The organism is Streptococcus sp. 27098_8_66, assembly GCF_041431945.1.
Classification (GTDB): Bacteria; Bacillota; Bacilli; order Lactobacillales; family Streptococcaceae; genus Streptococcus; species Streptococcus dentalis.
In genome coordinates this window covers 196658-208322 of record NZ_JAPVYS010000004.1, presented here as the reverse complement: position 1 = coordinate 208322, position 11665 = coordinate 196658, and the positions used below count along the sequence as shown (strand labels likewise).

Annotated in this window: 9 protein-coding genes; 2 read left to right on the top strand and 7 right to left on the bottom strand. The window is 42.8% G+C overall.

What is annotated here, in order from left to right:
* Positions 1–37: 37 nt before the first annotated feature.
* Both scrK and O3642_RS05215 read right to left on the bottom strand, forming a co-directional pair.
* The gene (scrK, locus tag O3642_RS05220) at positions 38–937 is read right to left on the bottom strand and encodes a fructokinase ScrK (RefSeq protein ID WP_003013367.1); all 900 of its coding nucleotides are present in this window, start codon (positions 935–937) and stop codon (positions 38–40) included.
* Positions 938–1097: 160 nt separating this feature from the next.
* Positions 1098–3017 (bottom strand): sucrose-specific PTS transporter subunit IIBC, encoded by a 1920-nt coding sequence (locus O3642_RS05215; protein ID WP_371605554.1) that lies wholly within the window; start codon positions 3015–3017, stop codon positions 1098–1100.
* A 379-nt stretch (positions 3018–3396) separates the two neighbouring features.
* Here O3642_RS05215 and O3642_RS05210 point away from each other — a divergent pair, with 379 nt between their 5' ends.
* Both O3642_RS05210 and O3642_RS05205 read left to right on the top strand, forming a co-directional pair.
* A complete protein-coding gene (locus tag O3642_RS05210; protein WP_371605553.1) occupies positions 3397–4851 on the top strand; it encodes a sucrose-6-phosphate hydrolase in 1455 nt (484 codons plus the stop codon).
* Entirely contained in the window at positions 4832–5797 is a 966-nt protein-coding gene (locus tag O3642_RS05205; protein ID WP_070665540.1) for a LacI family DNA-binding transcriptional regulator, read from the top strand. Before O3642_RS05210 ends, O3642_RS05205 begins: the two co-directional genes overlap by 20 nt.
* 225 nt (positions 5798–6022) lie before the next feature.
* On the opposite strand, the gene nusB is transcribed toward O3642_RS05205, so the two are convergent.
* From nusB to uvrA, 5 genes are all read right to left on the bottom strand, one after another.
* The gene (gene nusB, locus O3642_RS05200) at positions 6023–6454 is read right to left on the bottom strand and encodes a transcription antitermination factor NusB (RefSeq protein WP_371605552.1); all 432 of its coding nucleotides are present in this window, start codon (positions 6452–6454) and stop codon (positions 6023–6025) included.
* Positions 6447–6836: an Asp23/Gls24 family envelope stress response protein gene (locus tag O3642_RS05195; protein WP_003005404.1), complete on the bottom strand. Its 390-nt coding sequence runs from the start codon at positions 6834–6836 to the stop codon at positions 6447–6449. Before O3642_RS05195 ends, nusB begins: the two co-directional genes overlap by 8 nt.
* Positions 6837–6872: 36 nt before the next feature.
* Positions 6873–7433 (bottom strand): elongation factor P, encoded by a 561-nt coding sequence (efp, locus tag O3642_RS05190; RefSeq protein ID WP_003005479.1) that lies wholly within the window; start codon positions 7431–7433, stop codon positions 6873–6875.
* Between the two features lie 291 nt (positions 7434–7724).
* Positions 7725–8792 (bottom strand): M24 family metallopeptidase, encoded by a 1068-nt coding sequence (locus O3642_RS05185; RefSeq protein ID WP_371605551.1) that lies wholly within the window; start codon positions 8790–8792, stop codon positions 7725–7727.
* A complete protein-coding gene (uvrA, locus tag O3642_RS05180; RefSeq protein ID WP_371605550.1) occupies positions 8789–11614 on the bottom strand; it encodes an excinuclease ABC subunit UvrA in 2826 nt (941 codons plus the stop codon). The genes O3642_RS05185 and uvrA overlap by 4 nt, the downstream gene beginning before the upstream one ends.
* Positions 11615–11665: the final 51 nt, after the last annotated feature.

The following is an 11665-nucleotide window of genomic DNA, read 5'->3' as shown; positions in this document are numbered from 1 at the left end:
TCGCTCTTGTTTCTAACCTCTAAGAGACAATTGCTTCTTATTTTTTATGCTTCTCGCTCACTTCTTTTGCAAGGACAAAGTTCCCCAAGGTCGCTGAACCATTGCCAGCAACTGCAGGTGTCACAATATAATCTCTCACATCAGGTACAGGGAGGTAACCGTTTAAGAGGGCAGTAAATTTCGTGCGAACACGATCTAACATATGTTGTTGAGCCATGACTCCTCCTCCAAAGACAATGACGTCTGGGCGGAAGGTAACTGTCGCATTCACCGCTGCTTGTGCGATGTAGTAGGCTTGAATATCCCATACATTGCTGTTGAGTTCAATGTTTTCCCCACGAATACCTGTACGAGCTTCGAGACTAGGACCAGCCGCAAAGCCTTCCAAACAGCCATTGTGGAAAGGACAAACACCCTTGAATTCTTTTTCCACATCCATTGGGTGTTGGGCCACATAGTAGTGTCCCATTTCTGGGTGCCCAGCTCCCCCGATAAACTCACCACGTTGGATGACACCAGCTCCGATTCCTGTTCCGATTGTATAGTAAACCAAGTTTTCGATATGGCCACCCGCATTGTTGCGTGCGACCACTTCGCCATAAGCAGAACTATTCACATCTGTCGTGAAATAGATAGGTACATTCAAGGCACGACGGAAAGCCCCAACGATATCTACATTGGCCCAATTTGGTTTTGGAGTCGTTGTGATAAAACCATAAGTGTTTGAATTTGGATCGATATCAATTGGTCCAAATGATCCAATCGCAAGCCCAACTAGATCCTCAAATTTTGAGAAAAATTCAATACACTTATCAATCGTCTCAATTGGCTTGGTTGTTGGAAATTGTACTTTTTCCACAACATTATAGTTTTCATCACCAACCGCACAAACAAATTTTGTACCGCCAGCTTCCAAACTTCCATATAATTTTGTCATGTTGGCTCCTTTTTTATTATGAAAAATATCCTGTATTTATTATAGCATATTTTGTAGTCAATCTTTTTCTCTTCTCTAAAGAAAAAACACACCTTTTTTTGAGAAATAAAATTCAAGGACTGGAGATGATAGACCAGTCCTTGAGAACTTATTGTTTCGATTAAGCTTTGACTTCGATAATCGCATCACCCTTCGCAACAGATCCAGTTGCAACAGGTGTGACAGAAGCAAAGTCAGCTGTGTTAGTGACGATCACCATAGTTGTGTCTTCAAGACCAGCTGCGGCAATTTTCGCTGCATCAAATGTACCAAGGACATCACCAGCTTTCACTTTATCGCCTTGAGCTACTTTTTGATCAAATCCTTCACCGTTCATTGATACGGTATCAATCCCAACGTGGATCAAGATTTCAGCACCATTAGCGGTCTTCAAACCATAAGCATGTCCAGTCGCAAAAGCAATCGTTACTTCAGCATCAGCTGGTGCATAGACAACGCCTTCAGTTGGCTTGATGGCAATTCCTTGTCCCATCGCACCACTTGAGAAAACAGGATCATTAACATCAGCAAGCGCTACTGCACTACCAACGATAGGTGAGATGATCGTTTCGTCTTGAAGAGATGCTGGAAGAGCTCCAGTTGTTTCTTCTTCAATAATAGCTTCTGCTTCTTCGTCCTCTGCAGGAACTGATGAAGCTTTATCTTCATAACCAAACATATATGTCAAACCGAAACTTAGTGCAGTTGTAAATACAACCATAAATACATATTTCAATAATTGACCGTTTAGATAGAGAAGTGTTCCTGGAATAATTGTAATACCGAATCCTGTACCAGCAAGGTTTAACATAGATGCAATCCAACCACCTACAGCACCTGCTCCCAAAGCAATAACGAATGGTTTTACATAACGCAAGTTCACACCAAAGATTGCAGGCTCAGTAATACCTAATAAGGCAGAAATAGTTGCAGGAAATGCTAAAGCTTTCACTTTTTGAGATTTTGATTTCACTGCCACAGCTAATGTCGCACCAGCTTGTGCAGTCATAGCCGCTGTAATAATTGCATTAAATGGATCTTTTTTATCTGCAGTAATTAATTGTGATTCAAGAAGATTAAAAATATGGTGGACACCAGTAACGACAATCAACTGATGAACGCCACCGATAAGCAACCCTGCAAGTCCGAATGGTAAATTTAAAACAAACTTAGTTGCATTCAGTACATGTTCCTCGATGCTGTGGAAGAATGGACCAATAATAAACAAAGCAAGGAATGACATGATTGTCAATGTGAATAATGGAACCAATAACAAATCTAAGACATCTGGAATTTTCTTATGGAGCCACTTTTCAAGTTTCGCACCGATAAGACCAACGAAGAATGCAGGAAGAACTGAGTTCTGGAATCCAACCACATGATGGAAGATACCAAAGTATGTTGCTGCTTTAGAAGGGTCTTCCGCTACAACCCATGCATTTGGAAGAGTCGGACTAACCATCATCAAACCAATTACAATCCCAAGAACAGGATTTCCTCCAAATACTCGGAACGCAGACCATGAAATCAAGGCTGGGAAGAAGGCAAACGCAGTATCAGTTAAAATCGTTGAATAGGTATAGAAATCAGTAGATTTAAATGCGTCTGCTGTTGTACCAAACAAAGCCAATACTTGGTCTTGAGCAATAGCACCACGAATCCCCATAAACAAACCAGTCGCAACGATTGCTGGTAAAATTGGAACAAAAACGTCTCCAAAAGTACGAATCGCGCGTTGGAACCAGTTTCCTTGTTTAGCAGCTTCAGCTTTCATTTCATCTTTTGATGACGTCGGTAAGCCAAGTGCTACTACTTCATCATAGATCTTGTTTACAGTACCAGTACCAAAGATGATTTGGTATTGACCTGAGTTAAAGAAAGCACCTTGTACTTTTTCGATATTCTCAACAACATCTTTGTTGATTTTTGATTCATCTTTTACCATCACGCGAAGACGAGTCGCACAGTGAGCAACACTGCTAACGTTCTCAACCCCACCGATTGCATCGATGACCTGCTTTGCAATTTCTGTATTTGACATTTTGCAAAAATCTCCTTATTTTTTTGTAATGTAAACGGTTAAATCGTTTCTACGTTTTTAATTGTACCACGTATTGAAAATATGTCAAGCGTTTTGCAGGATTTTTTTGAAACTTTTTTGGACATTTTGACACTTTTTGACAGCGTGAAACTATTTTCATTTCAAGACAGGCCTAAACTACGGTCTTTAGCCCTTTTAAAGCTACTCTTTATTTTCATTTTCTTTCATATTTTCATAAATTTTCAACTTATCCCCTTTTCTTCAGGCTACAAAATAGATGTCAAGCGTTTGACATTTTTTGCCATTTCTTTCATTTATCGCTTGCATTTTTAATAGGAAATCGGTACTATGGAAGTAAGAAAAAATTCGGAGGACTAAAATGGAATGGACAACTGAACGTCGTTACAGACGTTACGAAGACTGGACAACAGAGGAAAAGCAAGCCATCCAAGAAAACATGGCGAAATCTCCTTGGCATACACACTACCATGTAGAGCCAAAGGCTGGTCTCTTGAACGACCCTAATGGTTTTTCCTACTTTGATGGGAAATGGATCTTGTTTTACCAAAATTTTCCATTTGGAGCAGCTCATGGATTGAAATCATGGGTACAAACAGAAAGCGAAGACTTAGTTCATTTCACAGAAACTGGTGTAACGCTTTTTCCAGACACTAAACTAGATAGCCATGGCACTTATTCCGGATCAGCCATGCAGTTTGGTGACAAACTATTCCTATTCTACACCGGAAATGTTCGCGATGCAGAATGGGTCCGTCATCCTTACCAAGTCGGTGCTTTGATGGACAAAGACGGAAAGATTGAAAAAATTGACAAAATCTTGATTGATCAACCGGCCGACTCTACGGATCACTTCCGTGACCCACAAATTTTTAATTTCAAGGGTCAATACTATGCTATCGTTGGTGGTCAAGACCTTGAGAAAAAAGGATTCATCCGTCTCTATAAGGCTGTAGATAACGACTATACCAACTGGGTTGCAGTCGGTGACTTGGATTTTGCAAATGACCGGACAGCTTATATGATGGAATGTCCCAACCTCGTCTTTGTTGGAGACCAACCCGTTCTCCTCTACTGTCCTCAAGGATTAGATAAATCCGTTCTCGATTATGACAATATCTATCCAAATATGTACAAGATCGGGGCAAGCTTTGACCCAGAAAAGGCCAAAATGGTGGATGTATCTGAATTGCATAATCTCGACTATGGTTTTGAAGCCTATGCCACTCAAGGATTCAATGCCCCCGATGGACGTGCCTATGCTGTCAGCTGGCTAGGTCTTCCTGATGTTTCTTATCCAACAGATTCCTATGACTATCAAGGAGCTCTCTCACTGGTCAAAGAATTAACCATCAAAGACGGAAAACTCTACCAATACCCAGTCGAAGCCATCAAGGACTTGCGCGCTGAGGGTGAGGAATTTGCCAACAAGGCACAAACCAAGAACTGCTATGAATTGGAATTGCAGTTTGAAAAGGATAGCCAAAACGAAATCGTCCTCTTTGCCGATGCAGAAGGAAAGGGCTTAGTTCTCACATTTGATCTAGCTAAAGGATTGGTCACAGTGGATCGAAGCCAGGCTGGTGAACAATATGCCCAAGAATTCGGTACGAGCCGTAGCTGCCCAATCGCTAACCAAGCGACAACCGCTAATATTTTCATTGACAATTCGATATTTGAAATCTTTATCAATAAAGGAGAAAAAGTATTTTCTGGTCGGGTCTACCCACATGCAGATCAAAATGGAATCTTGATCAAGTCTGGAACCCCTACTGGAACTTACTACGAACTTGATTATGGTCGCAAAGCTAACTGATGTCGCCAAACTCGCCGGTGTCAGCCCTACTACTGTCTCACGGGTCATCAATAAAAAAGGATACCTGTCTGAAAAAACGATCCAAAAAGTCCAAGAAGCCATGCGAGAATTGGGCTATAAACCTAACAATGTTGCTCGTAGCCTCCAAGGAAAATCAGCCAAGTTAGTCGGCTTGATATTTCCCAACATCAGCAACGTTTTCTATGCTGAATTAATCGACAAACTAGAACACCAACTCTTCAAACATGGCTATAAAACCATCATCTGCAATAGTGAGCACGACTCTGAGAAAGAGCGCGAATATATTGAGATGTTGGAGGCTAACCAGGTAGATGGCATCATATCAGGAAGTCATAATTTGGGCATTGAAGATTACAACCGGGTAACTGCTCCTATCATTGCTTTTGACCGCAACCTCTCCCCAGAAATTCCGGTTGTTTCTTCAGACAACTACGCTGGTGGAGTGCTAGCAGCAGAAACCCTGGTCAAAAGTGGTGCTAAAAAGATCATCATGATCACAGGTAATGACAACTCTAACTCCCCAACTGGCTTGCGTCATGCGGGATTTGCATCAGTTCTACCTGAGTCCATGATCATTAATGTTTCCAGTGATTTCTCCCCTATCCGCAAAGAAATGGAAATCAAACAGATCTTAACCCAGCAAAAACCAGATGCTATCTTTGCCTCCGATGATTTGACGGCGATCTTGATCATGAAAGTCGCTAGAGAATTAGATATTCAGATTCCTCAGGATTTGAAAGTGATTGGTTATGATGGAACCCAGTTCATTGAGACCTATACACCTGAACTGACAACCATCCAACAACCCCTCGAAGACATTGCTATCCTCATGGTGGATCTTTTACTCCAAAAGATCGAAGGAAAAAAAGTAGCGACTACCGGTTATTTCTTGCCCGTTAGTCTCCACTCTGGAAAAAGTGTCTAAAACAACCCCTACAATTCTATTACTGTAGGGGTTGTTATTCGTCAAAAAAAAGGCTGGGCAAAAACTGTCTAGCCTTTTATATTTAATAGAAATAACTGTATGACGCAGTGGTTGATTGGCATCTTTGTTCGCCTTTTAAGCTCCAAAGATGACCTAATCAACTGTGCGGGGGTGGGAAAACGAACTCTTTTAACTAGTTGGAGTTCTTTCCCACTCCCTTTTTACTTATTCTTCTGTCACAAATTGACTGAGGACACCGTTGACAAATCGTGAAGAGGTTTCATCTGAAAAGGCCTTGGCCAATTCCACCGCTTCATTGACTGCGACGATCTGTGGTGTATCAAACTCTGTTATTTCATAAATTCCCAGACGAAGGATGTTTTTCTCTACCAAGGTCAAGCGCTCAACAGTCCAGCCGGTTTTCAAATGTTGACCGATTTGTTGGTCCAGTTGATCTTTGGATTGGTAGACGCCCGTCACGAGATTCATGAGAAAGGCAGGAAGATCGACTTCTTTGTCTTCTGCTAGGTCCTTATCATGTAGATAAGCAAAGCGACAAGCTTCAACAATGTTTCCATCGTATTCCAAGGCCATCAAGGCTTGGAAGGCGCGCTCGCGCAAATCTCGACGTGATTCTAATAAAATTTCATCAGTCATTGAGGAAGTCCTCATTAAACAAATCTTTCAAGTCTGGTTTTGGAGATTTTTCCGTTGCGATCCCAACAACGTGAATGTTGACAGCATCCAAGGTTACATCTGCCATATCATAAACTGCTGACTTGACCGCTTTTTGAATGGCTACAGCGACAGATGGTACAGCCACTCCATATTCTAAATAGAGATAGATGTCTACTGAAACTTGACCATCTTCTTCCGTATGAAGGTAGACGCCACGTCCAAGCGAACGTTTGGATAAGCTATCTGAAACACTCTTGTTTTCAAGCGAATAGACACCCTCTACTTTTGCTGTCGCAATCGCAATAATTTTTTCTAATACACGTGGTGCAATAACGATGTCACCAAATTGTTCAGTTGCCATAGAAGTTCCTTTCTATTTGACACCCTGAGATGTCTCTTATGCACGAGAAACGTAAGTTCCTTCAGTAGTGTTAATGACCAATTTTTGTCCAGCTTCGATGAAATCAGGAACGTTTACGACCAAACCAGTTTCCATTGTAGCAGGTTTACCAGAACCAGTCACTGTAGCACCTTTGATAGATGGTTGAGTTTCTGCAACAGTCAATTCAACAGTTGTAGGAACCGTTACACCGATCACTTCGCTTCCGTAGAATTGAATTTTTACTTCTGAGTTTTCAAGGATGTAAAGCAATTCTTGTTCTACGTTCACAACTGGAATTTCATATTGGTCATATGTTTCAGTGTTCATGAAGTAGGCTGTATCATCCATTTTGTACAAGTATTGAGCTGGAACTGTTTCGATAATCGCTTGTTCAAATTTTTCCTCTGGACGGTAGCTTGTATCAAATGTTGAACCAGTACGGACATCACGCAATTTCATACGCATGATAGTGTTTCCTTTACCTGGTTTGTGGTGGCTAGCTTCCAAAACTCGGATCAATTTTCCGTCAGCTGTTTCAAAAGTCATACCAGCTTTCAATTTACTTGCTTCGATCATGTTTTATTACCTCTTTTTTTAAAAATAGATTACTCTTTATTGTAACACACAATTTGATTTTTCTCAAACAGCAATTGTCTCTTTTGGAGAAGAAAGGATTGCTATGGACCGCCCCTGATCCATCCACATCCAAATTACCCTTTGCTTCTTTCGTGTTTTGTTATTGTAGTTCCTATACCAAAATGGATAGTGCTCCAAATAAGATGTCAGGGAGAAGAACTCCTCTACAATTCATTTCATAGTCTTCTCTTCACATCTCTGTCTAAACAGAAGTTAAGAGAAACGTATATTTTAAAGGACAATCAATTCTTTAGGAGCAAGAGTCAAGACTTCACAGCCTGTTTCTGTGATTAAAAGGTCATCTTCGATCCGCACACCAGAGAGACCTTCGATATAAATACCTGGCTCATCTGTTAAGACCATCCCTGCTTGAATCGCTTCTTTAGACGTTTGGCTGAAGTATGGTTCTTCGTGGATATCTAGCCCAATCCCATGACCGATTCCATGAGTAAAGTATTGACCATAGCCGGCTGCCTCGATCACATCACGTGGGATTTTATCAAAATCACGGAAGCCAAGTCCATCTTTAGCAGCAGCAATCAAGGCTTGATTGGCTTTCAAAACGGTTTCATAAATTTCTCTTTCCTTGTCGCTGACATGTCCTGCATAGATAGTCCGTGTCATATCGCTGACATAGTGGTTATACAAGCAACCAAAATCAAGGGTCAAGGCATCTCCTGCTGAAATCACCCGATCACTTGGAGTCGCGTGAGGCATGGCAGAGCGTTCACCAGCTGCCGAGATAATATCAAAAGATACACCAGAAGCTCCCAACTCCCGCATTCTAAAATCGAGGAAAGTCGCTGCTTCCAACTCTGTCGTTTTCCCTACCTTGATATAGTCCAAAATATCATGGAAGGCTTGGTCAGAGATGCTACAAGCTTTTTTAATGGCCGCAATCTCCGTTTCATCCTTAATCAAGCGCAATTCCATGACAAAGTTTGCTAGGGATTGAAGGCTGATGCCACTGAAAACAGAAGCCATACGGGCATGGTAGGCTACCGTCACTTCATCCTCAAAACCAAGTTCTTTGATTCCAAGGTGCTTAACGATCTCTGCAGCTGCAGTCAACTCATCGCGGGTTTCCACAATCTCTACAAAAGGAAAACAAGTCGCATGGGCATGGATGGTGTAGCGCGAATCTGTAAAGAGTACCACACGTTCTTCTGTCACCAAAGCAGTTCCGTTTGAACCCCAGAAATTGGTCAAATAATAAACATTTTTCAAATTGTTAATCAATACTGCTTTGAGGTCTTGGGCTTTCATTTTGTTTCTTAAGTTGCTGATCCGTTGATTCATTGTAATTTTCCTTTCAAATATTGTCCTGTGTAGCTAGCAGGATTTGCTGCTACTTCCTCTGGTGTTCCGGTCGCAATAATGGTTCCACCACCGACACCACCTTCTGGTCCTAAATCGATGATATGGTCTGCGGTCTTAATGACATCCAAATTGTGCTCAATCACAAGGACCGTATTGCCATCATCCACAAATCGCTCTAAGACTTTGATCAAGCGAGAAATGTCTTCGGTATGGAGTCCGGTCGTAGGTTCATCCAAGATATAGAAGGATTTCCCTGTAGAGCGCTTGTGCAATTCAGAAGCCAACTTCATCCGTTGCGCTTCCCCTCCTGATAGAGTAGTTGCAGGTTGCCCTAGCGTTACATAGCCCAAGCCCACATCTTGGATGGTCTTGAGTTTGCGTTCAATTTTTGGAATGTGCTTGAAGAATTCAACCGCCTTATTGACCGTCATATCCAGCACTTCTGCAATATTTTTTTCCTTGTAGTGGACTTCTAATGTCTCACTATTGTAACGACGTCCATGGCAGACTTCACAAGGAACAAAGACATCCGGCAAGAAGTGCATTTCAATCTTGATGATCCCATCTCCTGAGCAGGCTTCACAACGCCCGCCCTTGACATTGAAACTAAAGCGGCCTTTTTTATAGCCCCGAATTTTGGCTTCATTGGTCTGAGCAAAGAGATCGCGAATGTCATCGAAGACGCCTGTATAGGTCGCTGGATTGGAACGAGGAGTCCGACCAATCGGGCTTTGATCAATGTCGATCAAGCGATCGATATGCTCAATCCCCTGAATCGTCTTGTATTTCCCTGGTTTTTCCGAATTGCGGTTGAGCTTTTGAGCGATGGCTTTTTTCAAGATGCCATTGATCAAGGTCGATTTTCCAGAACCGGAAACTCCAGTGACTGCGATAAATTTACCCAGAGGAAAGCGCGCTGTGATGTCTTGTAAGTTATTCTCACTTGCTCCAGTAATTTCAATAGAACGACCATTTCCTGAACGGCGCTCTGCTGGAACCGGAATCTTGCGTTTGCCGGACAAGTACTGACCAGTGATGGATTTGCTGTTGCGAGCCACCTGCTTTGGAGTTCCTGCTGCAACGATCTCTCCCCCAAAGACACCGGCACCTGGGCCGACGTCGATCAGGTAGTCTGCCTCTCTCATGGTATCTTCATCATGTTCGACGACGATCAAAGTGTTGCCTAAATCGCGCATCTTCTTGAGACTGGCAATCAGGCGGTCATTGTCCCTTTGATGGAGGCCAATAGACGGCTCATCCAAGATATAAAGGACACCAGAGAGGTTGGAACCGATCTGGGTTGCCAAGCGAATGCGCTGGCTTTCTCCACCCGATAAGGTCCCAGCCGATCGTGACAGGGTCAAGTAATTAAGCCCCACATTGTTTAAGAAGGTTAAGCGATCTTTGATCTCTTTTAGGATCGGTCTTGCAATCGTAGCTTCATTGTCCGTTAAGACCAGCTGATCCACGGCTTTTAAGTGGTCCGCAATCGATAGATCTGACACTTCCCCGATATGCATCCCCTTTTCTCCTCCGACACGAACAGAGAGAGCCTGGTCATTGAGACGGTAGCCATGGCAGGTCGCACAGGACAATTCGTTCATATAAGAGCGCATTTGGTTGCGGGTGAAATCACTATTGGTCTCACGGAAACGACGGTGAATGTTGTTTACGACCCCTTCAAAAGGAATCTCGATATCCCGAACCCCGCCAAACTCATTTTCATAGTGGAAGTGGAATTCCTTGCCATTTGACCCATAGAGGACCAAGTCCTTTTCTTCTTGAGAAAGATCGGAAAAAGGTCGGTCCATATCAACACCAAAATGGATCATGGCTTGCTCCAACATCTGTGGATAGTAGTTGGAAGAGATCGGATTCCAAGGAGCAAGTGCTCCTTCGCGAAGGGTTAAGCGATCATCTGGCACCACCAAATCCAAATCCACCTCTAGCTTAATGCCCAGCCCATCACAGTCTGGACAAGATCCGAAAGGCGCATTGAAAGAAAAAAGGCGGGGCTCTAATTCAGGAACGGTAAAGCCACAGACTGGGCAAGCATAGTGCTCAGAAAAGAGTAGCTCCTTGCCATCCATGGTATCAATCACCACATAACCATCCGCAATTCGAAGAGCTGCTTCAATCGAATCAAAGAGCCGCGAGCGGATGCCCTCTTTAATCACGATTCGGTCCACAACTACTTCAATCGTGTGCTGCTTGCTTTTAGATAGTTCTGGAACCTCTGTCACATCATAGATCTCACCATCGACCCGCACCCGGACATAGCCGTCTTTTTGCACCTTTTCAATGATATTCTTGTGCTGGCCTTTTTTCTTGCGAATAATAGGGGCTAGAATTTGCAGGCGTTGGCGCTCTGGTAATTCTAAGACTTGATCAACAATTTGCTCAACAGAAGAAGCCGTAATCGCTCCATGCCCATTGATACAATAAGGCGTCCCTACACGTGCATAGAGCAAGCGCAGGTAGTCATTGATCTCTGTTGCCGTCCCCACTGTAGAACGAGGGTTTTTACTGGTCGTTTTTTGGTCGATGGAAATGGCTGGACTCAAGCCGTCAATAGAGTCCACATCTGGTTTTTCCATATTTCCCAAGAACTGCCGGGCATAGGCCGATAAACTCTCCACGTAGCGGCGCTGACCTTCTGCATAGAGGGTATCAAAGGCCAGACTGGACTTTCCAGATCCAGACAAACCCGTCACCACGACTAATTTGTCCCGTGGAATTTCCACGTCTATATTTTTTAAATTATGGGCGCGTGCCCCATGAATGACAATTTTATCTTGCATGTTCTTACTCTAATCACCTTTTTGTTAACCTCCATTATAACAAATTTTTTA

Excerpts from the sequence above, each read along its gene's own strand:
- scrK (WP_003013367.1), bottom strand. The coding sequence starts at position 937 with ATGACAAAATTATATGGAAGTTTGGAAGCTGGCGGTACAAAATTTGTT.
- nusB (WP_371605552.1), bottom strand. The coding sequence starts at position 6,454 with ATGACTGATGAAATTTTATTAGAATCACGTCGAGATTTGCGCGAGCGC.
- O3642_RS05195 (WP_003005404.1), bottom strand. The coding sequence starts at position 6,836 with ATGGCAACTGAACAATTTGGTGACATCGTTATTGCACCACGTGTATTA.
- O3642_RS05215 (WP_371605554.1), bottom strand. The coding sequence starts at position 3,017 with ATGTCAAATACAGAAATTGCAAAGCAGGTCATCGATGCAATCGGTGGG.
- O3642_RS05185 (WP_371605551.1), bottom strand. The coding sequence starts at position 8,792 with ATGAATCAACGGATCAGCAACTTAAGAAACAAAATGAAAGCCCAAGAC.
- efp (WP_003005479.1), bottom strand. The coding sequence starts at position 7,433 with ATGATCGAAGCAAGTAAATTGAAAGCTGGTATGACTTTTGAAACAGCT.
- uvrA (WP_371605550.1), bottom strand. The coding sequence starts at position 11,614 with ATGCAAGATAAAATTGTCATTCATGGGGCACGCGCCCATAATTTAAAA.
- O3642_RS05210 (WP_371605553.1), top strand. The coding sequence starts at position 3,397 with ATGGAATGGACAACTGAACGTCGTTACAGACGTTACGAAGACTGGACA.
- O3642_RS05205 (WP_070665540.1), top strand. The coding sequence starts at position 4,832 with ATGGTCGCAAAGCTAACTGATGTCGCCAAACTCGCCGGTGTCAGCCCT.